This window comes from Roseibium sp. MMSF_3247, assembly GCF_030733765.1.
Lineage (GTDB): Bacteria > Pseudomonadota > Alphaproteobacteria > Rhizobiales > Stappiaceae > Roseibium.
In genome coordinates, this window is sequence record NZ_JASHII010000001.1 from 1 (window position 1) to 23275 (window position 23275).

Here is a 23275-nt window from a genome sequence, read left to right on the forward strand (position 1 = left end):
GGGATGGAGCAGTCCGGTAGCTCGTCAGGCTCATAACCTGAAGGTCGTAGGTTCAAATCCTACTCCCGCAACCAAATCCCAACAAAATAAACAAAACCTCGCTCTTTAGCGGGGATATGCGCGTCTTCAAACAGCTGCGCGGACATAACCGCGATTAAGCGTCAACTAACCTAAAAACCAACGCGCGATATCAATCTGTTAGACGCTGCGGAGCCGCATGCACGCCCGTCTCAATCCGTTTGAGCAACTGCTGCCGTTCCTGGCTTCCGTCTGCCGCATAATTCAGGTTTTTAAATAGAGATGTTTGTTCGGTGAAAAACTTGCGAGCCGAATCTTTGTCTTCGAATTCAAATGGTATCCGGGCAATCTTGTAGACAAGATCAAAGGTTTCCTGCTGGCGGGCCAAAGGCGCGGAGACATCCACGTCGTCAAACGCATCCTGCTGCAGATAGACCATGTCCAGAAAGAGGGCCTTTTGTTGCAGAATAAAATCTTCGGTCGACACGCCCTCCTCACCGGTCACTTGCATCATGCGCGTGATTTCATCTCCCTTGGCGAGGAGATCGATCATTTCTTCAACGCGCGGCACCCAATCCGGCCCGATGTTTTCATGATACCAGTCTCGCAATTGGGTGTGATAGCGGGACCAGGACAACAGTGGATCCACGGCGGGGTAAAACCGCTTATAGGCGCGCTCTGATGAGAGACCAAGGAAGGTTTTGACAGTACCAAGCGTTGATTGTGTCACCGGCTCTTCAAAGTTTCCGCCGGCCGGCGAGACCGTGCCGATCATGGTCAGACTGCCCGTCTCGCCGGTCGGAGTTTTCAGGACCCCCGCGCGCTCATAGATTCCCTTGATCGCGGAATCGAGATAGGCCGGGAAAGCTTCTTCACCGGGAATTTCCTCCAATCGCCCCGATGTTTCACGCATGGCCTGAGCCCAGCGGGATGTACTGTCCGCGATCAGGAGGACGTCATAGCCCATTTGGCGGTAGTATTCGCCGAGCGTGATGCCGGTGTAGATCGAGGCTTCTCGCGCCGCGACCGGCATGGACGATGTGTTACAGATAATGACAGTGCGATCCATCAAGGTGCCATCACCAGACGGATCCGGCTGATCGGGAAATTCGGTGATGGTTTCCACCACCTCACCCGCGCGTTCGCCGCAAGCTACCACGATCACAATATTGACCGCAGAGAACCTCGAAATCAGTGACTGCAATACCGTTTTGCCGGCTCCAAAGGGTCCTGGAATACAGCCCATGCCGCCGCGGGCAATCGGGAAGAACGTGTCGATCAGACGCAAGGTGGTAATTAGAGGCTCGCTTGGATAGAGGCGCTCACTTTGACCCGCTTTTACCAAAGCATCCGGGATTGCGCGGCGTACCGGCCAGTGCTGCACCATGGTTAAATCGCGGGTATTGCCGCGATCATCTTTCAAGGTGACGACAACCTCTTCTATGGTGAAGGTTCCTTCACGGATCCGCTCAACAGTCCAGGTCCCCTTAAGACCAAACGGCACCATGATCCGGTGATTGAAGCGTCCTTCTGGGACCATGCCGAGCGTGTCACCTGCATTGACTGGAGCGCCCGACGTGACTTTGGGTTCAAACGACCATTTGCGGGTCTGATCAAGCGCATTGGTCAAGACCCCGCGCGGCAGGAAAAATCCGTGTTCCGCTGCTATATCCGCTAAGGGGTTCTGCAGACCGTCAAAGACCGTGCTCAAGAGGCCAGGTCCCAGAGCAACGGACAACATCTCGCCGCTTTGGATGACCTTGTCCCCAACGCGGACACCGGCCGTGTTTTCAAAAACCTGCGCTTCGGCTGATTTGCCGCGAACCCGCAACACTTCGGCTTTCAGGTATTCGCGGGGCTTTCCTTCCCGTTTCGGACCGTGCGGGATGATATAGACAACCTCGTTCTTGATCAGAGGGGCCTCCCCGAGAGGCGCCAGTGTCACAAGGTCGTCCTGGACGGCAATGATTTCAGCTGTCGGCTCTGGAAGCTGGACGTGACTGGTCATGGGAGAACTCCCTCAAGAGATGGAGAAGTATCGGTAAAAAGTTCGGCAGAAACGGATTGAACCACGGCTGCCGTGTCAGATGGGGTCAGTGCTTCAGCAACGAGGGCTTTCAGGCGATCGCGGGCTTGATCAGCGTTGTAGCGCGACCAGCGCTCCACAATGATCCAACGCAACACGTATATCCCAACAGCTTCAAAATCGAATTCATGGGCAATCGAATATTGGTCCAGCTGGCGGAACACCTCGGTCAGCACCAATCGCTCCATGCCAATGTGATCTTCTGCCCGGATCAATCGATGCGCGTCTGCGACCCAAGGCATGAAATGCCCCAGACCGAAGGCCGGGTCGGCCCAATTGTCCTTGATCAACGAACACCAGCGGCCGTATCCCCAAGCCTCTATCGCGCCTGCAGCATCTTGGCCGTTCCGCCGCCGCCGAAGTGCAGCAATCAGGGTTCGCGTTTCCATACGCCCGGTTACCAGGTGCTGGAGATCCGGGTATTCAGCCAGATCACGTATCACTTCGCGCGCCCGCTGGATGACCTCAAAGTCATCTTCCATGTGTGCAACGCCGGCCCAGGCCGTCACTTCAACCATTTCTTTCAGCAGGCGGGCATGCCCAAGTTCCAGCATCGCCATGCGCTGGCGCAGCCGGTACTGGGAAATCGGCACCTTCTTGCGGCTGAACAACTTGCCAAGATGCGGCAAGCTGGTGATCAGCGCGATGTACTGGTGGGGGTTGGACATGGATTTAACGCAACACCCCTTCCATGACGGCTCTGAGCCTCGGCTGGAGGTGGCGCTTTAGGAGCGTTGCGATGGCCTCTTCGGTCAGATCAATGGAAACGTCCCGCCCGGTCAGCTTGATCTTGATGCCGTCAAACCCAGGAGCCGTGGAGAATGTGACGCCTTCCCGCAAGACATCCCCGGCGAGCGCAATGACGAAATGTGTCAATGTTCCTGGTTCGACCGCTTCCGGAGACTGTTTCAGTTCCTCAAAGGTCACGATCTTTTGCGGAAACACGATCTCCATTGGCTCAGCATCACTCACGGAGGCGCTCTCTTTGGCATTGGCCGCCATCGCAAGGATCAACTTCTGCAAAAAGGCCTCGTCGGCGAGCGTTGTGGCCACCAGTCGCTTGGCTTCCTGCTGGATGCGTTCGCCGAGTTCGTTGCGCATATCAAGCACAAGGTCTCGGGCGGCTACTTTCAGGCCATCCTCGGTGGCAGCTTTCTCCTGTGCAGCTTCTGCCCGGGCGGCTGCCTTAAGCGCAGCGGCCCTTTTTTCAGCTTCTGCGACCAGGGCCTCTGCCTTTGCTTTGGCGTCTGCCAATATGGCTTCGGCTTCCGATTGACCGGCCTCAACCCCTTCCGCTTTCAACCGGTCGATCAAGGCCTGCACGCCAGCGCCTGCGGCAGTTTCAAGCTCTCCGGCGGTATTGGTTTCTGACATGGTCGCCTCCTAGCTCGGCATTGTTCCGGCGAGCACCAGCGCAAACACCAGCGCAAAGACCGAAAAGCCTTCCAGAACTGCTGCCGGTGCGAGCGAGATGCCGAAAATCTCGGGTTTTGCCTTGGACGCGTGAATGGCCGATGCCAGAACCTCGCCCTGCCGAATGCCGGTGAACAGCATGGTGAAGCCCGACAGAACACCGATGCCGAACATGGCAGCCCCGTTTGCTGCATCGACGGTTGTTTGCTGGAGCGAGAACATGATGACGATGCCGTAGATCACCTGAGAGGACGGCATGAGAGACACACCGATGAACCGGCCGTAACCGCCATCGCTGTCGAGCATTGCGCCGATCGCGGCGCTGCCTCCCAGAGCACAGCCCCAGGCACTCCCGATCGCGCCAAGAGCCACCGGCGCATAAAGCCCGAACCAACCGAGCGCCACAACGAATTCGTTCACAGGCGTGTCTCCTCTTTCTTGAATGGACGGAAGGCCGTGCCCTCGTCTTTCAAACCCCAATTAAAAAATTCAATCACGTTCAGGCGCAGGCCATGGACGCACCCCGCAATCAGTCCAAGGCCGATGTTGATAGAGTGGCCGATTATCAGAACGAGGATTGCAATCAGCAATCCAACGCCAGGGACCGAGTCATTCAACTGGCCGGAAAGCGTGTTGATGGTTTCTGCGAGCGATGCAGCCGCCAGGCCCAACGCAAAAAGCCGCATGTAGCTGAGCACATCGGAAAAGATATTCACGACCCGTGCAAGGGAGGCCAAGCCATCGAAAACACGCATCCCGCCGGACGACAGCGAATTGACCTTCCGATCACTTCCGAAGAAACCGACGGTCAATAGCCCGGCAACAACGGCGCCGGGGCCAAGTGTGGCAAAGGCCGTGCCTTGTCCTAGGAATGTCGCGAGCCCGCCCAAAGCGACAAGACACCAGCCAAGTGGCTGAAACCGTCCGCTTGGGGTTGTTTCATTAAGGCTGCGCATGAGGTTGGCCAGGACAATGTGCACCACACCGATGATCAGCGTGATCTTCATCATCGTATCCACGTCTTTCAGATGCAGGACCTTGAGTTTCGCCAGGAAACTGCCGTCCGGCGGCGCAACACCAAAGTAACTGCCCGTTGCGACACCGAACGCGGCTGTCGAGACCATCAGCCACATGGCCATGCGTAAGAGCCGCCGGCTTTGTTCAGAATTGCTGAAGCGGTTTCGGAAGAGGTATAGCAGTGCCAGGATCAATAGGCCATATCCAGCATCTGTCATGATCATTCCGAAGAAGATGACAAACGATATGTAGACGATGACAGACGGATCCCAGTCTCGATATCCCGGTGTCTGGTAGAATTCAACGAGATCCTCGCCCGCGGCTAACCCCGGCCGGTTTTCAAGCAAGGTCGGTGGCTGGTCTTCTGCGGTTACGTCGTCAAAGACAGCCGCAACACCGATCTCTCCAGAAAGGTCCTCGATTTCTTCAACTTGGTCCTGCCGTGCCCAAGCCTGGAGCACAAAAACCCGTCCGGCATCTCCGGTTTCCAGGCCTGCGCGATGACGTGCGGCTTGATCTCTCGCTGCTGCAAGGTTTGATGCCAGCAAAAACCGCCACTTTGTCAGCGCCTGCCGCTGTAACTGCAGCTCTTCCAGTTCAATCGCAGCTTCTTCGTAGTGTTTTTTGAGCGTTGAGAGAGAGACCGCGCCGACATGAACCCGGGGGACGGGCATGTTGCCAACCTCCGGCTCGTCCGGTGACAACACCACCACATAGGCCCTGTAGGCATCGGCGTGCACGACCTCCAGGACCTTATCCGACGGATCAATTTCTCTGAGCTTTCCTGTGGGGACAACGTAGAACCAGAGGCGATTGCCTTTCAGGTTCTCCAGGTCGGTGAAATTGAACTCGCCCCAGGGTTCGACATCGTGAATACGTTTCTTCAGCCGCGCCAAGCGATCTTCGCAGTCTTTGATCAATTGCCGGTTTTCGACTGATCGGCTGACAGTTTCATTGAGGTCAAAGCTGCTCGGGTCTGTGACCTGCAACCGCTGCACAGGCGCATCCATCAGCCAACGAAGAGCCTCCACGGCTTCCCGGCCTGTCCCGGCTGGCACCGCTTCAAGTTCCTTTTGCGCATCACTCAGGGGAATGAGATGCAGCGCTCCAAAAGCCTGAGTGGCTTCCAGAACCTTTTCCTTGTCTTCCAGAACGCCGATGAGGCTGACTTTTGTGAGGGGCACAATGCTCATAGCTCAGCCATCCCCTTTACTGCGCTTCGCGCCGCTGTCTTTCGTTTGGAGATTTTAGCGCGGACCACGGCATCGCGTTCAGCATCGGCCAAAGCCATACGGATCTTTTTGATGTTCTTCTGGGCTTGCGGGATGAGAACCTTCTCGAAGAGGTTGACCCGCCGCGAAATCACCGCTTCGGCTTCAAGCAGCTTTTCGATCCGCTCCCGTGCAACCTCGCGTTCCAGGTTGAGCTTCAAGAGCTCTTTCAGCCCGTTGACCGCAGGATCCACCCAGTGCGGCCGAGCGAGAAGAGAATAGGGCTTGACGTCGACTTCGATATTCTCAAGCGTCGGCAGCCGAGTGCCGGACAGGTTCTGTTCACCCCGTTTGACAGATTTGAGGGTCACGATCCCTTCGACAGGAACCTGCTCGTTTGCGAGCATCGGCAGAGATTTTGCGATCTCGTCAAAGCGGCGCTCATATTCCGCATCAAGCCGGAGTGCGGTTTCTTTGGCTTTCGCCCTCTCGGCCATGATCTGCAGACGCTTCAGCTCCAAAGACGGAAGGAAGCGTTTGTATTCAGAAAGATGTGCGCTCTCCCGGGCAAGGGATGACTTGTTGAGCGCAAGCTTGGCCATCAGGCAGCCTCCCCGTCCGCACCATCTTGAGCCGCGCCCTTCGAAGCGGCTTTCTCGCCGGGGAAATATTTGTCGATCAGCCCCTGTTTCATCAAAAGCTGTTCGGGCAAGAAACACTCGGCGAGCGTTTGCCAGCACAGGTCCAGCGCCTCTTCAAGGGGAATGGCCACCTCGATATCCATGAACCGCTTGCGGAAGAGCGCGCCGAATTTCAGAAGCTGGTGGTCATAGTCGGACAATTCAAACGCCATCGACTGCTTCTGTTCTGCATCCCGGGCCCCCGAATAGAACCGGATCATGGTGTTCATGATCTGGTTGTGATCTTCGCGCGTCACCTTGCCGATAACGTGCTGCTTCAAGCGCGAGAGAGATCCGAACGGATCAAGCATCCCGCTGTGCAGGTAGAACTGCCCCTCCGTGATGTAGCCCGTGTTGTCCGGTACCGGATGTGTGACGTCATTGCCCGGCATGGTCGTCACCGTCAGGATCGTGACGGACCCAGATCCCTTGAAATCACAGGCCTTTTCATAGCGCCGCGCAAGTTGGGAATAGAGGTCGCCCGGATAACCGCGGTTGGCTGGGACCCGTTCCATGGCGATCGAGACTTCTTTCATGGCATCGGCGAAGGCGGTCATATCGGTCATCAGGACCAGAACGCGCTTGCCTTCCTCAACCGCGAATTTCTCGGCAACGGCCAGAGCCATGTCCGGAACCTGGAGGCGTTCAACAACCGGATCAGACGCCTGATTGATGAACATCACCGTCCGCGGGAAAACACCCGCATCTTCAAACTGTTTCCGGAAAAAGGCGTAGTCGTCAAAAATCAGTCCGAGCCCGCCAAAGACGACGATATCCGCATCCGCCTGAATGCCGATGCGCGCCAGGAACGCGTTATAGGGTTCGCCCGAGACGGAGAAGATCGGGATCTTCTGGCTTTCGACGAGACAGTTGAAAATGTCGATCATCGGCACGTCCGTGCGTATCATGCGCGAGGCGAGCACCCGTTTCATCGGGTTCGCTGAGGGACCGCCGATCGGAACGGTTGGATCGGTCGAAAGGTCCGGTCCTTGATCAATCGGGGTGCCGGCACCATCAAACACACGGCCAAGGATGTTGTCCGAGTACGTAACTTTCGCCGGTTCTCCGAGAAACCGGACAGACGCATTGTTGGCCAAACCCTTGGTGCCGGAGTTGACCTGCAACGATACCATGTCCTGGTCGATGTTGATCACTTGGGCGAGGGAAGACGTGCCGTCGCCGGTTTCCACAATAGCCAAATCCCCGAGACAGGGCCGGCCTTCGGCCTCACTCTTCGTCGAGGACACCATGATCCGGATGATGTCTCCGACGATGTCAACGATCCGGGTGTGTGAGACAAGCATGCGGATCCTCGCGTCTGATGACCAATGACAAACCGTGGTTGTTGAAACAAACTTGAACCACTTCAAGGACTTTTCGCAAGGCAAAATTCGACGATGATATGTGTCGAACCCCTTGAGCGATTATCCTGGATCCGGTGAATCTCAACCGGAGATCAGTTAAATTCAGTTTCAATTACGCGGATATGACATTGATCAAGAGCACGCGGTTTCAAATCTGATCAGCCGGATACGGAAGACCGCTTCCGGAGCAGATATCGATGCTCGCCGGTCAGAACGGTGACGCCATCCTGGTTACGGATCGTTGCGGTCATGACCACGACACCGGTGGTGTTTTGTTCAATCAGTTCGGAAATCACCAGTTCTGAATAGAGGGTATCGCCGACATAGACCGGTTTCATGAACTTGCACTCCAGTCCGATGAAACCGATCAACGCATCGGCGACCTCTTCGGGGAACGTGCCGGCACCGGCGGCTGATTGGATGAGGACCTGCATGCCATGCGCCAGCATGTCCTTGTGGCCGATCGATTGACAATACACCCGGTCGTAGTGGATGGGATCGTTGTCGCCGGAGGCCAGTTGAAACGCAGCAAACAGGGCATCGGTTTGCGTGCGGGACGGCAGCCCGTAGCGGCGGCCGACCTCCAGGTCTTCAAAATAGAGAGAAGGTCCTGGCCGATGGTTGGCGGGCGTCCAATCGGGTGCGGTCGCTTGATCTGCCATTGAGGATCCTTTCGATTGAGAGTTGAAACATCGGGAAAAAGCCTGTTGCGGGTCTTTCAGGGGACCTCTGAAACCGGATTTGGATCAGGCCAGCGCCCGGCGGAGAGCGGCTTGATCAACCAGAAAAGCGTGATACCGATCAGGGAGGTGGCAATAGACAGGGTGAAGCCGGCGCTGTAATTGCCGGTCCAGTCAAAAAGCGCGGATGATAGCCAACCGCCAACGGCCCCGCCCAATCCCAGACCGATGGTTGTTGCGCCATAAATCGCGGCGACATTGTTGGGATAGAGCCTTGCGACAAGGGCGGATACGGCCGGACCGCGCGAGCCCATTGCGGCACCAAAAACTACAACAAACCCAGCTAGCACAAGAAGGTTTGGTGTTTCATGGAGCTGCCACAACAGAGCCACGCCGATGGCCGAGAGAATGTAGCCGACTGTCACGGAATTGCGCTGGCCGAACCGGTCGCTTGCCCATCCGAAACAAACAAGGCCGACGACAGACATCGCGCCGACAGCCCCATAACCGAAGGCGGCAATAACCGGGGTAAACCCAGCAGAAATAAGGTAGGCGACTGCCTGCAGCATTACGGACCAAACGGTCACTGATGCGAGAAACAACGTTGCAAACAATCCCCAAAACGCGGGATGCCGCAAAACACCCGCGCCCAGACTGAAGCCGCGGTTTGCCTGGCGAGGTGGTATATGGTCAGCGCCGCCGCCCATTGTTTGCCATGGCAAGAACCAGATCACGGCGACCATTGCAAGGCTGGCCCATCCCAGGACTCCGTAGGCCGTTCGCCAGTCTGTCGCCTCAATCAGGATCTGGGTCAGGGGAACGATGACCACCATTCCCAGAGGGATCCCGGTGTAGGCAAGGGCGTTTGCCAATGTAATCCGGTGGGCAAACCAACGGCTCACCAGGCCGGAGGCGACCGTCATGCCAGTTGCTGATATGCCGATACCGGTCATGATGCCGAGGCCGAGAATGGCCTGCCAGAGATGTTCCATCATGCTCGCTAACAAAAAGCCCAAGCCAAACAGGCAAACCCCTGATGTGTAGACCGGACGCGGACCAAACCGGTCGAACAATACTCCGATCACGGGGGCGGAAAACCCGATGGTGGCCATATAGGCGAAGTAAATGGTTCCGTAGGTGCTCCGGCTCCAGCCAAGGTCGGCGGTGACCGGCAACAGGAATACGGCAAAGGTTTCACTGACGCCGCGGGAAAAGAAATTCATTGCGGCACAAAAGACCAGAACCGCGATTGCGGATTTGGTCATTTCGTGTGTGGCCGGGTCTGGCCGTTTCAACATACTTGAGGCTCCAATCGGTCCACGCGGCCTAGTTCATCATGCTCGGCAACCAGGTGATGATTTGGGGAAAGAAGATGAGACCCGCGATTGTCAGGACGTCAGCGATAAAAAACAGGAAAATGCCGCGAAAGACGTCGGAGAGCGGGATGTCCGGGCGCACGCCATTGACCACGAAACAATTGATGCCTATCGGAGGCGTGATGAGGCAGACTTCGGCCATTTTCACCACGATGATCCCGAACCATATGCTGGCCTGCGTCCCACTCATGCCGAAGGCGCTATCGGCTGCGGTGACATCCGGACCGCCATTCAGAGCCATAACGGCGGGATAAACAACGGGCAAAGTCAAAAGCAGAAGCCCGATGGCATCCATGAACATGCCGAGGATCACGTATCCCAACAAAATGGCGGCAAGGATCAGATAAGGATCGGCATCAAAGGACAGGATCCAGTTGGCAAACGTTTCCGGCAGGCCGGAAAACCCCAAAAATCGGCCAAAAATTAACACGCCCCAAATCAATGAGAAGATCATCACCACCAGCTTCGACGTTTCCATCAGGGCGGCCTTGAGGCTTGGCCAGCGCATCCCGTTGATCCAGGCCATGACCAGAACCACGAATGCCCCAAGCGCTCCGGCTTCGGTAGGGGCAGCCCAGCCGGTGTAGATCGCGCTGACGATAATCCCGACCACGGCTGCGATCGGTAAAACGCCCGGCAAGGATTGAAACCGTTCCCGCCAGCTTACGCCACGCACGGCTGGCCCGGCTTCGGGGCGGAATTTGGCCCAGAGCACAATAATCGCGGCATAAATCGCTGCGGAGAACAGGCCAGGCAAGAAGCCCGCGAGCAGCAGCGCTCCGACCGATTCTTCAACGATGATCGCATAGATTACCAAGATCGCTGATGGCGGGATAAGGGAGGCGAGCGTTCCCCCGGCTGCGACAACGCCGGCGGCGAGCGGACGGTCATAACCGGCCTTGAGCATTTCCGGGATCGCGACGCGGGCAAACACCGCTGTCGTTGCGGTCGAGGCACCGGACACGGCGGCAAAGCCTGCCGTTGCAAAGACGGTTGCAACAGCGAGACCACCCGGCAGCCAACCAATCCAGGCTCGTGCGGCTGCAAAGAGCTGCGCCGTCATGCCGGCATGGAACGCAAGATACCCAATAAGGATGAAAACCGGGATCAGCCCGAGAACAAAACTGACGGATTTTGAGTGCGGGATGGAGCCGATACTGCCGGCCGCCGCATGCCATCCGATGAGTTCGACAAGCCCGATCAATCCGACCAGCCCGGCCGCGAAGACGACCCGGACACCGATCAGAACAAAAACCAGCAAAAGCCCCATGCAGATAACGCCGACAAGCGCCGGATTGCTGTAACCAATCCCGAAGAAAACGCCGGGTGCACCGCTTGTGAGGGTTTCAAGGAAACTCATTTTCCGCCTCCTGTACTGGAGGCTTCATCCTGGGCGTGATCGGCAGTGGTCTTGATGACCGGCACCGCGACCGGATCCACCTTGGGCCAGATGAACAGGCGCAAAAAGCCGATAAGTTGCAGGCTCAAACGCAGGAACCAGATGGAAAAGGCGAATGGCACCAGGAGTTTCGACGGCCACGTTGGAATCCCGTAGTCGTATGTGACGTCGCCAACCTCGAAGGAGCTGTAAAAAAAGCTCCAGCTGTAGCGGATGAGAACAGCAATGAGGATCATGCCGAGCAAGGTGGCGACCGCCTCCAGAAACCAGCGCATGCGCCCGTGTGCAGCGCCCACCAGCATGTCCATCCGGATATGCGCGCCATACCGCTGTGCATAAGCCACACCGAGGAACGCAAATACGGCGATTGCCTGCTCGGATGCCTCCAGAAAACCCGGGATTGGATACCCCGCGAGCCGGCAGAAGATCTGGAATGTCGTCACCAGCATCACGATGAAGATCGTCAAAGCCGCGATGATATTGAGCGTGTCTTCAATCGCACCCAATCCGCGGTTCATCGACAATAAAAGGGCGCCGCCGCCATGTGTTACTGTCATGGGAAATCAGGTTCCGAAGCTGGTCAGATTGCGGGAAGGGGATGGCTCTCGCGCGCCGGAGTAGAGATCCAGCCTGCAGGAATGAAAGACCGTGAAGGAAGGCACCGGCTTGGACACGGTGCCTTTCAAGGTATGTTAGCTGCCGTTGCCGGCATTCAGAATCGTGTCGAGAACGCCTTGTGCATTAAAGTTTTCTTGATTGTCTGAAACCCATTGCCGCCAGATCGGCTCGCCAGCAACGTTTTGGAACTCTTGACGGGTTGCGGGATCGTAGGTGACTTCAGTCAGAGCTTCCTGAAAAATAGGAAGATATCTCTCGTCCGCTTTGCCGTAGACCTCGCGATAGACTTCATCGACTTCGGGTTTCAGAGACGCGAGCAGATCCTTGTATTGATCTGGAAGGCTTTCATAGGACGTCTTGTTCAGAACGATCGGGCAATCGGCCGTGCCGGGCTTCAGATTTCCTGTGAACCAGCTCGCCACTTCCTGAAGTTTGTAGGCGCCATGCGCATAAGTGAAAGGAAAGGACACTGCGTCGGCAATGCCGCGCTGCAGCGCGGTGTAGACTTCCGTCGCTGGCATGGACTGCCGCACTGCGCCGAGTTTTTCCATGGCCAGGCCAACACCGCCGCCGGCACGCACCCGCAGGCCGTTCCAATCCGCGAGGGTTTTGGGAGGTTCACCGGTTCCCATGAACTCATACTGGGGCAAGTGCGTCGACGCATAGCTGATGGCGTTCCACTTCTCCAGATCGGACACGGTAACCGGATGCTGATAAAGCGCATCGCGCACGGCAATCGATGTGTCGAAATCCTTGATCGGCAGGAATGGCAGGCTCATGACCATCAAGGCAGGTGTCTTTGCCGGATGGTAGAAATTGCAGACGATCGCAGCTTCAAAAGCATTGACCCTCATGCCGTCGAGGTTTTCTTTCGCCTTGGACAGCTGATCGCCGTAAAAGATCTTGAGTTGGAACTTTCCGCCAGTTTCTTCGGCAAGCCGTGCTGCAAGGTGTTCCGGACCGGCTGTCAGGGCCCGCGATTTGCCCCAAACCGAAAACTTCCAGAAGACTGGTGGACCGTCGACATTTGCGGCCATGACCGGTTGCGCCATAGAACCTGCAAATAAACCGGCGGCAACTGCACCACAGACCGCGTTTTTAATGCGTTTCATCATATTTCCTCCCAATTGAGATCCACCCAACGCGGGTGCCCGGGCTCAGCGCCCGTTCTCTTGCCTGCCGGCCTTCTCCTGAGGCGGATATCGGCTGAGCAAGGGCAGTATCTGAATTTTGTTCTTATTTGTGGACTAAATGACCATATATTGAGACATATGTCTAGCCAGCTTTTTTTGGCCTTCAGTCCGTCCGGTCACCGGCAGGGAGTATTTTCCGCAGGATTGGGAATTCGACTTTGGCAAAAAATGAAATGAAAATAGCAAGTTATGGGATCGATAAGAGCGTAGCCCCGCCCAATAAGCGGAATGCGTGAATGTACCGGCCGCTAAAGCCTATCGTTCGTTAGGAGTGGTGGCGGGTGCAGGCGTGGTGCGCAGGCGGCAAACGGTCGGTTCTTCGAACGTGCCTGTTTCCGGCGGTGGATCGCCTGGATTATTTGCTGGCCGCAATCGGGTCTGACGTGATCTCGTTGCTTGAAAAGCCGAACTCTGCCGTCAGCCTTTGCAAAGTGGCAGCAACATCAGCGCACTTGTCTTCAAGCCGGTACTGCGGGCCGGCAACAACAACCGCAAATCTACGGTCATCGACCATCACTGGAATGGCAATGGCTGCGAGGTCCGCGCTGTATTCACGAATGCTCTGGTACCAACCGCGGTCCCTGGATTTTGCAAGTGCCGCTTCAACGTCTTCAGCTGTCATCAGGGCGTTTGCGCCATACCGGTCAAAGGAGACCTTGCTCAAAAGGGCCGCGCGCTCGGCTTCTGAATAGAGAGATAAAAGCGCGCGCCCGGAAGCCCCGGCATGGATCGGGATCCGCATGCCCACATGCGCTGCGTAGCGGATGGGGGACGGGGATTCGATGACATCGAGATAAACGGAAAACCGTCCTGCAGGCGCAGCCAGGATGGCCGTTTCGCCGGTTTCATCAGCAAGTTTCCGCAACAGTTCTGCCAGCCGTTCATTCAGAGGGTCCGCCGACATGATGCTTTCAGCAACACTGGCAAGCCGGGGCGTTGGATAGTAGCCGCCGCGCCGCGCAGGCTCATACATGTAGCCGCGTTCCACCAATGTGTTCAAAATATTGTAGGCGCTCGATCGCGGCCATCCGAAATGCTGCTGAAGTTCCGCCAGACTGGCCGGTTTTTTGGTGCGGGCGAAATACTCGATCAGATCGAGTGCATTCTGGATCTGTTTAACAGCCATGGGGCACGGTCTTTTGTTGCAAGGCGTTGATTCCGCAGCGTGTCGGCGCAACCGGGCAGCCTGTCGAAGTCTTCATTTCTGGTCTCGGTCTTCTATCGCGCTTTCCCACAAAACGCGAGCAATCATCGACGATTGGCTTGACAATGTTTCAATATATGGACTTATTATTCATATATGTAGACATAAGCCAAGGTTTTTCGCATGGGCCCTTTGGAAGGCATACGTGTCATAGACATGTCGGCGGTGCTCGCCGGACCGGTTGCGACGCAGACGCTGGGCGACTACGGCGCCGACGTCATCAAGATTGAATCCCCGGCAGGTGACATGTTGCGCCAGGTGGGACCAATGCGGTCAGCGGCCATGGGCCCGCTTTATATGAATGCCAACTACAACAAGCGTTCCGTTTGCCTTGACCTGAAAACGGAAGATGGCCGCGAGGTCTTGCTGGGCCTGATCCGGACCGCCGATATCTTCGTCACCAACAGCCGTCCGAAAGCGATGATGCGCTTGGGCCTCTCCTACGACACCATTCAGGCGGTCAAACCGGACATAATCTACACGGCGCTGCTCGGATTTGATGAGGATGGCCGGTATTCGGGACGGCCTGCCTATGATGATCTCATCCAGGGTGCTGTCGGGCTGCCGTTTCTTCAGGCCAAGGCGAGCGGCGGGGTGCCGCGCTATTTCCCGAATGCAATTGCCGACCGGGCATTTGGTTTGGCCGCTGCCAACGCGATTCTTGCGGCGCTCGTTCACAAGGGCCGGACCGGTGAGGGGCAGCAGATCAGCATTCCGATGTTTGAGACTGTCGCGAATTTCGTTCTCGGGGATCATCTGGGCGGCCTATCTTTTGAACCACCACTAGATGCGAGCGGATACCATCGTCTCACGTCGAAAGCCCGCAGGCCGTTGCGCACGAAAGACGGCTACATTTGCCTGCTTCTTTATTCCGATGCGCAGTGGGGCCGGTTTCTGGATGTCACAGGAAAGCCAGCCGTTCTGTCGGCTGACAACAGGTTCTCCTCTTTCACCGGGCGGCAAGAGCACTTTGACGATCTCTGCAAAGCTGTCAGTGAAGTCACCAAGACGAAAACCAGCAGCGAATGGCTCGCTCTGCTTGAGACCGCGGACATCCCGGTTATGCCGATGCACTCCATTGAGAGCCTGCTGGACGACCCGCATCTCAACGATGTCGGCTTTTTCGAGACGTACGATCACCCAAGCGAAGGCCGAATGCGGCGCACGAAAGTGCCGACCAGATGGTCCCGGACACCGTCAAGCAAACGTCGGCCACCGCCAAACCTTGGCGAGCATACCGTTGAAGTTCTGAAGGAAACCGGGCTCAGCGAAGACACGATCTACGAATTGCTGCAGTCGGGGATTGTTTCCGCTCCTGCGTTTGAACCGGTTCCAGCTTGAGGCGACAATGGATATCCAGCTTTCCCCCGATAGAACGGCCATTCAGGATGCAATCGCGAGCCTCTGCAGCCAATTCGATGACGTCTACTGGCTCGAAAAAGACAAGACTGGCGGCTTTCCAACCGAGCTTTTTCAGGCCCTGGCCCAGGCGGGCTGGCTTGGCATTTGTATCCCTGAAGCTTATGGCGGCGCAGGTCTTGGGATTACTGAAGCTGCCATCATGATGCGCACGATTGCCGAATCCGGAGCCGGGCTCTCTGGCGCCTCTGCCGTGCATATGAACATCTTCGGTCTTTCGCCGGTGGTTGTATTCGGCACCGACGAGCAGAAGAGGCGCATGTTGCCGCCGGTCGTCGCGGGTCAGGAACGTACGTGCTTCGCTGTCACCGAGCCCAACACCGGTTTGAACACGACTCATCTGAAAACGGCCGCCCGGCGTCAAGGAGACCGTTATCTGGTCAATGGTCAAAAGGTTTGGATCTCCACGGCGCAGGTCGCGGAAAAAATCCTTCTTCTGGCCCGCACTACACCGCTTGAAGAGGTCGAAAAACCGACACAAGGGCTCAGCCTGTTCTACACCGATTTCAACCGTGACCAGATTGCGGTCCGGGAGATCGACAAGATGGGCCGGAAGACTGTCGATTGTAACGAACTCTTCTTTGAAGATTTCGAGATTCCGGCAGAAAATCTCATTGGAGAGGAAGGCGAAGGGTTCCGGGCGATCCTGCACGGCATGAACCCGGAACGGATCCTGATCGGATCGGAAGCCATTGGTCTGGGCCATGCGGCGCTGCGCAAAGCCTGCGCCTATGCCAAGGAGCGTATCGTCTTTGACCGGCAGATCGGTCAGAACCAGGGCATCCAGCACCCGCTCGCGCGCAACTGGATGATGCTGGAATCCGCCTGGCTCATGGCGCTGGAAGCTGCCTGCCAATATGACGCCGGTCTGCCCTGCGGCCCGGCAGCCAATGCCACGAAGTATCTGGGATCCGAAGCCGGGTTTGAAGCCTGCCAGCAGGCGGTCATGACCCATGGCGGGTTCGGGTATGCCCGGGAATACCACGTCGAGCGTTACATGCGCGAGGCCATGATCCCCCGCCTGGCGCCGGTTAGCCAACAACTCATCCTTTGCCATATCGCCGAACGGGTTCTGGGGCTGCCGAAGTCCTATTGAGTACAGATTTTTTTGCCGCGCCCTTTTGTTTTGGAGACTGCGTTCATGAATATTCACACAGGCCAGCACGTTCCTTTGCCTCAAGGCGAACTCGCCGGGCTGGTTGCGCCGGATTGCCATGGACAGAACTTCTTTGAGATCGACCGCAGTCTTCAGGATCTGCTGACGCTTTATCTACCTGAAGATTTGCGCATTCATCTCTGGCCGAAACTGCAAGAGTTCGGGGCTCTGGTGGGCGATGAAATTGATACGCTTTCCAGAGCGGCCGACCGGCACGTGCCAGTCCTCCATCACCGTGACGGGCGCGGACGGTTTGAAGACTGGATCGAGTTTCATCCGGCCTACAAACGCATGGAGCAGATCACGTTCTGTGACTTCGCAATGGCCGGCATGACGGGGAAGCCGGGGGTGTTCGGCTGGCCTGAACCGATGCCGCATACGGTCAAGTTTCTCTTCCAGTATTTGCTCGGGCAATCCGAGTTCGGTCAGCTGTGTCCAATTTCGATGACCGAAACCACCGCTGCGATGATCAAGAAATTTGGCGACAAGGCGCTTAAAGAGCGGTTTTATGATCGGTTAATCAGCCAGGATCCGGCGACCCGTATGGCTGGCGGTCAATTCATGACCGAACGCCATGGCGGGTCAGATGTGTCGCAACTCGCCGTCGAGGCCCGGAATGAGAACGGCACATGGCGGCTCTATGGTGAAAAGTGGTTCTGTTCCGCCGCTGATGCCGATGTCGTGCTGGTGCTTGGCCGCCCGCAAGGCGCCCCGGCAGGAAACAAGGGCCTTGCGGTTTTTGCTTTGCCGCGCCGTCTGGAGGATGGCAGCCGGAACGCCTACCGGATTGTGCGTCTGAAAGATAAACTCGGCACGCTCTCCATGGCGTCTGGCGAGGTGGTTTTTGAGGGCGCAGTTGCCTATCCGCTTGGGGATGTCGGAGCAAAGGAAAACCCTGGCCTCAAGATGATGATGAACCAGGTGTCCTTGTCACGCCTGTCCCATGGGGCGCGTGCCGCCTCCATGATGCGCCGGTGTCTCAACGAGGCCATGACTGTTGCCAGGAGCCGAAAGGCATTCGGGGAAACAATCATCGGAAAGCCCTTGCTGCGCCGGCAGCTGATGAAACTCATGGTGCCGACCGAACAGGCGTTGTCGATGACGCTCTATCTCGGCACTGTTTTGACCGCAGCCGGTGACGGCGACACCCATGCCGAGCGCGTCGCCCGGATCCTCACCCCTGCCCACAAATACCGTACCGCGCGCGACAACATCCGCGTCGCGACGGGGGCGATGGAGATCCGCGGCGGCAACGGGTACATCGAGGACTTCGTCAATGCCCGTCTCGTCCGGGATGCCCATGTTGGCCTTCTGTGGGAAGGCACGTCCAACATCAATGCGCTGGACATCACAACGCGGGCCATCGGACGGACAGAGGCCCACACGGACCTGAAGTCCGCACTGCTGGCGCAGATCGACGGTTGTTCAGGGCTTCCTAACTCCTTTGCCGGCATCTTGAAATCATCGCTGATCAAGTCGTTGGATCTCGCCGAAGAAATTGCCCGGCGCGGGGAGGAGAGCCTTGCCCGCCAGGCCGCCAGTGCCGTCTACCATTCCGCGACCGCCGTTCTTTTGGCCTGCGAAGGTGCGCGCCTTGGCACAGATGGTGGCGATGCGCGCAGGCTGTTGCTGGCGCGAATGGTTGTCGCGCACCGTCTGTCGCCGCAAGATCCCCTGTCCAGCGACGGCAGCGCTTTCGAAACAGCCGCAACAGATCTTCTCTTGAGCGACGCCCCGGTTTCGATCGGGGCAGCTGAACAGACCTTATCTCTCTGAATTTCAATTCAACAGCCCGGCCGGAAAATGCCGACGCCAAGACCCTATTGGGAGGATTTCTAAATGAATGTTCAACCGCAACACCATACATTGCCAACCCCAGAGCTTGCCAACCTGGTGGCGCCGGATTGCCATGGGTTGAATTTTTATGGCATCGACAAGAGCCTGCAGGATCTTGTTACCCTCTACCTACCGGACGATCTGCGGGCCCACCTTGAGCCGCATCTGGAGGCATTCGGTGCGCTGGTTGGTGACGAGGTTGATGACTGGTCCCGCATGGCGGACAAGCACATACCCGTTCTCCATCACCGGGATCCATGGGGACGGTTCGAAGATTGGATCGAATTCCATCCGGCCTACCGGAACATGGAAGACGTTGCGCTGGGCGATTATGGCCTGGCCGCGATGATCCATAAGCCGGGAGTGTTCGGCTGGGACAAGCCAATGTCGCATACCGTGAAATTCATTTTCCAATACATCTTCGGCCAGTCGGAGTTCGGCCAGCTTTGCCCGATCTCCGCCACAGAAACGACGGCGACCTTGATCAAGGATTATGGGGACGAGGCCACCAAGGCCCGCTTCTACGATGGACTGATAAGCCAGGACACCAAGACCATGCTCAAGGGTGCCCAGTTCATGACGGAGCGCACCGGAGGATCGGACGTCTCCAATATCCAGCTGGAAGCCCGTTTCGAAGACGGCAACTGGAAGCTCTACGGCGAAAAGTGGTTCTGCTCCTGCACGGATGGCGATGTCGCCCTTCTGCTTGCCCGCCCGCAAGGCGCTCCGGCTGGCAACAAGGGACTGGGGCTCTTCGCCCTGCCGCGCCGCCTGGACGACGGCAGCCGGAACTCCTACCGGATTGTGCGGTTGAAGAACAAACTTGGCAGCCGCTCCATGGCGTCCGGCGAGATCGTCTTTGATGGCGCCGTTGCCTATCCGCTCGGTGAGGTGGGCCCGCATGAAAACAAGGGCCTGAAAATGATGATGGATCAGGTGTCCCTGTCGCGCCTGTCCCATGGGTGCCGGGCCGCCGCCATGATGCGCCGCTGCCTCAACGAGGCGCTGGTCACAGCCCAGAACCGGCATGCGTTTCAGGAAAAGATCATCGACAAGCCACTCCTGCGCCGCCAGTTGATGAAGCTGATGTTGCCGACAGAACAGGCGTTGTCGATTACACTCTATCTCGGCAATCAGATCAGCCTGGCGGAGGCTGGTGATGAGCGGGCGCAAATGATCACCCGGATCCTGACCCCGGCGCACAAATACCGGACCTCCCGCGACAACGTTCGTGTTGCAACGGGTGCGATGGAAGTACGCGGCGGCAACGGTTACATCGAAGATTTCGTCAACGCCCGTTTGGTGCGCGATGCGCATTTGGGTGTCTTGTGGGAGGGCACCTCCAACATCAACTCGCTCGACATCACGACACGTGCGATTGCCAAGGTCGGTGCGCACAAGGACCTCAAGGAAGAGCTGATGGATCAGATCGACACCAGCTCCAACATGCCGGGCCAGTTCAAGGGCGAATTGCGCAGCACCGTCCAGCAGGCCATCGATTTTGCCGAGGATGTTGCCATGAGCGGCAACCAGACACTGGCGCGCAAGGCCTCCAGCGCGGTTTACAACTCAGCGACAGCCACATTGCTCGCAACCGAAGGCTCGGCGCTGGGCGCAGCTGGCCGCGATGCCCGGCGACTGCTGCTTGCCCGGATGGTGATCGACCACCGGCTGCGGGCGCAAGACCCGCTGAAAGTTGGCGAAACCGGCTTTGAAAAGGCGGCGACCGATCTTCTGCTCGCCGACGCACCGGTGTCGCTCGACATGGCCAGCGATGTGCTGACGCAGTAACCGCATGCGGGAAAAATCTTTTATGGCACTGAACACCAAAAAACCGCTGGACGGGATCCGGGTCCTTGATTTGACCCGGATCATCTCCGGCCCCTACTGCACTCGTCTCCTTGCCGATTGCGGCGCAGAGGTCTTCAAGATTGAGCCGATGGGCGGAGAACACATGCGGGTCAAGGAACCGCTGCGCAACGGAAAGAGCACCTATTTCGGCCATTTTAACGCCGGAAAAAAAAGCATTGAGATCGATTTCCGCTCTGAACGCGATCTGGAGGCAATCCGCACGCTTGCCGCATCTTGTGATGTGGTGGTTGAGAATTTCCGCCCGGGCGTCGTTCGCGATCTTGGGCTTGACCACGCATCCCTCTCCAAAGGCCGCAAAGATCTGGTCTATTGCTCGATTTCCGGCTTTGGCCAGGAAGGGCCACGCTCCCGGCACCCAGCCTATGCCCCCATCCTGCATGCGCTTTCTGGTCATGACCTTGCCGCGATGTCCTATGCCGAGGATGTGGACAAGCCGTTCCGGACCGGGATCTGGTACGCTGATTTGATTGGCGGCCTGTTTGCTTTCAGCGCGATCCAGACCGCCCTGATTGGGCAGCTCCGCCACGGGGCTGGGCAGTACATCGATGTTGCCTTGATGGACAGCATGATCAATCTGCTCGTCCTGGAAATGCAAGAAGCTCAGACGCCAAGTTCGTTTGACCGCTGGCTGGCGACACCGGTGAGGGCGTCCGATGGGCATGTGATCGCCGTGCCGATCACGAGCCGGATCTTTGAGCGGCTCGCAGACCTTCTGGATCACCCGGAATGGAAGGACGACACCCGTTTCAACACCCAGCTGGAACGTGAAAAGAATTGGCCGGCCCTTATGTCATTGGTCGAGGACTGGACGCAATCGCGGACCGCCGCTGACTGTGAAGCGACCTTGATGGGCGCTGGGATACCTTGTGCCCGCTATCAGACAGTCGCCGAAGCAATCTGCGACGAACAGGTCACGGTGCGGGACCTGATGAGCACGGTCGGAACCGGTGCAGAGGCTTTTAAAGTCGCGAGTCTGCCATTTCAGTTTTCCGGAGCTCCTTTGCCGGTCGGTTCCCATGTTCCAGACGTTGGCGAACACACTGATACCGTTCTTGGCGCAGCCCGCGCGCTGGTGGGTGCCAAGGTGCCAGCAATGAATGGGACCAACGACAATGCTGAAGAGGCCCGCCATGTCTGACACGGTTTTGTACAGCGGTGAACGCTCAACCTGGCGGTCGGACTGCGAACGGCGCGCTCATCGCGCGGCCTCCGGTCTGCGGGACTATGGCATCAATCGCGGTGACAGCATTGCGCTGTTGTTGCGCAATGATTTTGCCTTTTTTGAAGCTGCGCGGGCGGCCACATTGCTCGGCGCAAGCCCGGTGGCGGTCAACTGGCATTTGGCTCCACCGGAAATTGATTATGTTCTGCAGGATTCCGGCGCAAAAGCGCTGATCTCGCATTCTGATCTCCTGCAGGGCTTGGGCGGTGCGATTCCAAAGAATATGCTTGTTTTTGAGGTGGACACCCCGCCGGAACTGCGCGTGGCCTACCGGCTTCCGTCCATGAATGGCGTTAAAACCGTTGAAACGGTGGCCTGGGAGCACTTCATTGAAACACACCCGCCACTGACAGATCCGTGCCGGGACTTTACCGACACGATGACCTACACCTCCGGCACTACCGGAAAACCCAAGGGTGTGATCAAGCTGCCGCAGGAGCCGGGGCTGGCGAAAGAGTTTCTTGCGGTCCGCGACCGGATTTACGGGATCAAGCCCGGCATTCGGGCGCTCATCTGCGGCCCGCTCTATCATGGGGCGCCGAATTCCTTCGGGACGCGCACCTACGCTGTGGCCGACAAAGTCTTCCTGATGCCGCGTTTTGATGCGAAGGATTTTCTGGCAACCGTCGAACGTGAACGGATCACGACCGTTTTCATGGTCCCGACCATGTTTGCACGTCTCTTGAAACTGCCCCCTGAAGTCCGGGGTCGCTATGATGTGTCGTCGCTGCAGTATGTGGTGACCGCTGCCGCGCATTGTCCGCCGGAGATTAAAACGGCGATGCAGGCCTGGTTTGGACCGGTGGTCCATGAGTTCTACGCAGGCACCGAACAAAACTATGTGACCTTTTGCACTCCGGAAGAAAGCCTCCGTAGGCCAGGCACGGTCGGCCGTGCGCTGGATGGCGTGATATTGCGGATCATGGACGGTGACCGTCAGGACGTGCCGGCCGGAACACCTGGCGAGATTGTCTCCCGCCTCGATACGGCCCCTGAATTCACCTACGCCAACAATCCGAAAGCGCGGGCGGATCTCGATGTCGGCGGCCTCATTGCCACGGGCGATGTCGGGTATCTGGATGAAGACGGATACTTGTTCCTGTGCGACCGGTCAAAGGACATGGTGATTTCGGGCGGGGTCAACATCTATCCGGCAGAGATTGAAGCAGAACTTCATGCCATGCAAGGCGTCGACGATTGCGCTGTCTTTGGTGTGCCGGATGCGGAGTATGGTGAAGCGCTGATGGCGGTTGTGCAGCCAGAGCCCTCCAGTGATCTCACGGCAGAAGAAATCATCGCCCACCTGAAGAGCCGGTTGGCCGGGTTCAAGTTGCCGCGCCGGATCGAATTCCAATCTCTTCTGCCGCGCGATGACACCGGCAAGATCTTCAAGCGCAAACTCCGGGATCCCTATTGGGAAGCAACGCCGGATTTCCGGGAAAAAGCGGTTAGCTGATCCCCAATCTCACACCGAAACAAGACAGTCGCCGTTTCAGCGGAAAAGTGAAAGC

Annotated in this window: 19 protein-coding genes; 6 read left to right on the forward strand and 13 right to left on the reverse strand. The window is 57.4% G+C overall.

Annotated features, from left to right (window positions below):
* Positions 1–190 precede the first annotated feature (190 nt).
* From RBB44_RS00005 to RBB44_RS00065, 13 genes are all read right to left on the reverse strand, one after another.
* Positions 191–2026 carry a V-type ATP synthase subunit A gene (locus RBB44_RS00005; RefSeq protein ID WP_306147885.1) on the reverse strand — a complete coding sequence of 612 codons (1836 nt, stop codon included), beginning with the start codon at positions 2024–2026 and terminating at the stop codon, positions 191–193.
* Positions 2023–2772, reverse strand: coding sequence for a DUF2764 family protein (locus tag RBB44_RS00010; protein WP_306147886.1), 750 nt, complete (start codon positions 2770–2772; stop codon positions 2023–2025). The genes RBB44_RS00005 and RBB44_RS00010 overlap by 4 nt, the downstream gene beginning before the upstream one ends.
* A gap of 4 nt (positions 2773–2776) precedes the next feature.
* Entirely contained in the window at positions 2777–3478 is a 702-nt protein-coding gene (locus RBB44_RS00015) for a hypothetical protein (protein ID WP_306147887.1), read from the reverse strand.
* Between the two features lie 9 nt (positions 3479–3487).
* Positions 3488–3937: an ATP synthase subunit C gene (locus RBB44_RS00020; RefSeq protein WP_008195907.1), complete on the reverse strand. Its 450-nt coding sequence runs from the start codon at positions 3935–3937 to the stop codon at positions 3488–3490.
* Positions 3934–5727 (reverse strand): V-type ATP synthase subunit I, encoded by a 1794-nt coding sequence (locus RBB44_RS00025; protein WP_306147888.1) that lies wholly within the window; start codon positions 5725–5727, stop codon positions 3934–3936. Before RBB44_RS00025 ends, RBB44_RS00020 begins: the two co-directional genes overlap by 4 nt.
* Positions 5724–6347, reverse strand: a complete 624-nt coding sequence (locus tag RBB44_RS00030) for a V-type ATP synthase subunit D (protein ID WP_306147889.1) — start codon at positions 6345–6347, stop codon at positions 5724–5726. Before RBB44_RS00030 ends, RBB44_RS00025 begins: the two co-directional genes overlap by 4 nt.
* Positions 6347–7729: a V-type ATP synthase subunit B gene (locus RBB44_RS00035; protein WP_306147890.1), complete on the reverse strand. Its 1383-nt coding sequence runs from the start codon at positions 7727–7729 to the stop codon at positions 6347–6349. Before RBB44_RS00035 ends, RBB44_RS00030 begins: the two co-directional genes overlap by 1 nt.
* Positions 7730–7947: 218 nt before the next feature.
* On the reverse strand, positions 7948–8451 hold the full coding sequence (locus RBB44_RS00040; RefSeq protein WP_306147891.1) for a MaoC family dehydratase: 504 nt from the start codon (positions 8449–8451) through the stop codon (positions 7948–7950).
* A gap of 56 nt (positions 8452–8507) precedes the next feature.
* Positions 8508–9767: an MFS transporter gene (locus RBB44_RS00045; protein ID WP_306147892.1), complete on the reverse strand. Its 1260-nt coding sequence runs from the start codon at positions 9765–9767 to the stop codon at positions 8508–8510.
* Between the two features lie 28 nt (positions 9768–9795).
* Positions 9796–11205: a TRAP transporter large permease gene (locus RBB44_RS00050; RefSeq protein WP_306147893.1), complete on the reverse strand. Its 1410-nt coding sequence runs from the start codon at positions 11203–11205 to the stop codon at positions 9796–9798.
* Positions 11202–11801: a TRAP transporter small permease gene (locus RBB44_RS00055; protein WP_306147894.1), complete on the reverse strand. Its 600-nt coding sequence runs from the start codon at positions 11799–11801 to the stop codon at positions 11202–11204. Before RBB44_RS00055 ends, RBB44_RS00050 begins: the two co-directional genes overlap by 4 nt.
* 135 nt (positions 11802–11936) lie before the next feature.
* Complete coding sequence (dctP, locus tag RBB44_RS00060) at positions 11937–12977, reverse strand: TRAP transporter substrate-binding protein DctP (protein WP_306156080.1); 1041 nt, start codon at positions 12975–12977, stop codon at positions 11937–11939.
* Positions 12978–13410: 433 nt separating this feature from the next.
* Complete coding sequence (locus tag RBB44_RS00065; protein WP_306147896.1) at positions 13411–14181, reverse strand: IclR family transcriptional regulator; 771 nt, start codon at positions 14179–14181, stop codon at positions 13411–13413.
* A gap of 201 nt (positions 14182–14382) precedes the next feature.
* On the opposite strand from RBB44_RS00065, the gene RBB44_RS00070 reads away from it, so the two are divergent.
* From RBB44_RS00070 to RBB44_RS00095, 6 genes are all read left to right on the forward strand, one after another.
* Positions 14383–15600: a CaiB/BaiF CoA-transferase family protein gene (locus RBB44_RS00070; protein ID WP_306147897.1), complete on the forward strand. Its 1218-nt coding sequence runs from the start codon at positions 14383–14385 to the stop codon at positions 15598–15600.
* Between the two features lie 7 nt (positions 15601–15607).
* Positions 15608–16774 (forward strand): acyl-CoA dehydrogenase family protein, encoded by a 1167-nt coding sequence (locus RBB44_RS00075; RefSeq protein ID WP_306147898.1) that lies wholly within the window; start codon positions 15608–15610, stop codon positions 16772–16774.
* 45 nt (positions 16775–16819) lie between these two features.
* Positions 16820–18610 (forward strand): acyl-CoA dehydrogenase family protein, encoded by a 1791-nt coding sequence (locus tag RBB44_RS00080; protein ID WP_306147899.1) that lies wholly within the window; start codon positions 16820–16822, stop codon positions 18608–18610.
* Between the two features lie 63 nt (positions 18611–18673).
* Positions 18674–20461: an acyl-CoA dehydrogenase family protein gene (locus RBB44_RS00085; protein ID WP_306147900.1), complete on the forward strand. Its 1788-nt coding sequence runs from the start codon at positions 18674–18676 to the stop codon at positions 20459–20461.
* Between the two features lie 22 nt (positions 20462–20483).
* Positions 20484–21680 carry a CaiB/BaiF CoA-transferase family protein gene (locus tag RBB44_RS00090; protein ID WP_306147901.1) on the forward strand — a complete coding sequence of 399 codons (1197 nt, stop codon included), beginning with the start codon at positions 20484–20486 and terminating at the stop codon, positions 21678–21680.
* Positions 21673–23220 carry an acyl-CoA synthetase gene (locus tag RBB44_RS00095; RefSeq protein ID WP_306147902.1) on the forward strand — a complete coding sequence of 516 codons (1548 nt, stop codon included), beginning with the start codon at positions 21673–21675 and terminating at the stop codon, positions 23218–23220. The genes RBB44_RS00090 and RBB44_RS00095 overlap by 8 nt, the downstream gene beginning before the upstream one ends.
* Positions 23221–23275: the final 55 nt, after the last annotated feature.

What these genes read in the sequence shown, in the direction of transcription:
- RBB44_RS00090 (WP_306147901.1), top strand. Translation starts at nt 20,484, where the DNA reads ATGGCACTGAACACCAAAAAACCGCTGGACGGGATCCGGGTCCTTGAT.
- RBB44_RS00045 (WP_306147892.1), bottom strand. Translation starts at nt 9,767, where the DNA reads ATGTTGAAACGGCCAGACCCGGCCACACACGAAATGACCAAATCCGCA.
- RBB44_RS00015 (WP_306147887.1), bottom strand. Translation starts at nt 3,478, where the DNA reads ATGTCAGAAACCAATACCGCCGGAGAGCTTGAAACTGCCGCAGGCGCT.
- RBB44_RS00005 (WP_306147885.1), bottom strand. Translation starts at nt 2,026, where the DNA reads ATGACCAGTCACGTCCAGCTTCCAGAGCCGACAGCTGAAATCATTGCC.
- RBB44_RS00050 (WP_306147893.1), bottom strand. Translation starts at nt 11,205, where the DNA reads ATGAGTTTCCTTGAAACCCTCACAAGCGGTGCACCCGGCGTTTTCTTC.
- dctP (WP_306156080.1), bottom strand. Translation starts at nt 12,977, where the DNA reads ATGATGAAACGCATTAAAAACGCGGTCTGTGGTGCAGTTGCCGCCGGT.
- RBB44_RS00065 (WP_306147896.1), bottom strand. Translation starts at nt 14,181, where the DNA reads ATGGCTGTTAAACAGATCCAGAATGCACTCGATCTGATCGAGTATTTC.
- RBB44_RS00095 (WP_306147902.1), top strand. Translation starts at nt 21,673, where the DNA reads ATGTCTGACACGGTTTTGTACAGCGGTGAACGCTCAACCTGGCGGTCG.
- RBB44_RS00080 (WP_306147899.1), top strand. Translation starts at nt 16,820, where the DNA reads ATGAATATTCACACAGGCCAGCACGTTCCTTTGCCTCAAGGCGAACTC.
- RBB44_RS00040 (WP_306147891.1), bottom strand. Translation starts at nt 8,451, where the DNA reads ATGGCAGATCAAGCGACCGCACCCGATTGGACGCCCGCCAACCATCGG.
- RBB44_RS00025 (WP_306147888.1), bottom strand. Translation starts at nt 5,727, where the DNA reads ATGAGCATTGTGCCCCTCACAAAAGTCAGCCTCATCGGCGTTCTGGAA.
- RBB44_RS00030 (WP_306147889.1), bottom strand. Translation starts at nt 6,347, where the DNA reads ATGGCCAAGCTTGCGCTCAACAAGTCATCCCTTGCCCGGGAGAGCGCA.
- RBB44_RS00010 (WP_306147886.1), bottom strand. Translation starts at nt 2,772, where the DNA reads ATGTCCAACCCCCACCAGTACATCGCGCTGATCACCAGCTTGCCGCAT.
- RBB44_RS00075 (WP_306147898.1), top strand. Translation starts at nt 15,608, where the DNA reads ATGGATATCCAGCTTTCCCCCGATAGAACGGCCATTCAGGATGCAATC.
- RBB44_RS00055 (WP_306147894.1), bottom strand. Translation starts at nt 11,801, where the DNA reads ATGACAGTAACACATGGCGGCGGCGCCCTTTTATTGTCGATGAACCGC.
- RBB44_RS00035 (WP_306147890.1), bottom strand. Translation starts at nt 7,729, where the DNA reads ATGCTTGTCTCACACACCCGGATCGTTGACATCGTCGGAGACATCATC.
- RBB44_RS00070 (WP_306147897.1), top strand. Translation starts at nt 14,383, where the DNA reads ATGGGCCCTTTGGAAGGCATACGTGTCATAGACATGTCGGCGGTGCTC.
- RBB44_RS00085 (WP_306147900.1), top strand. Translation starts at nt 18,674, where the DNA reads ATGAATGTTCAACCGCAACACCATACATTGCCAACCCCAGAGCTTGCC.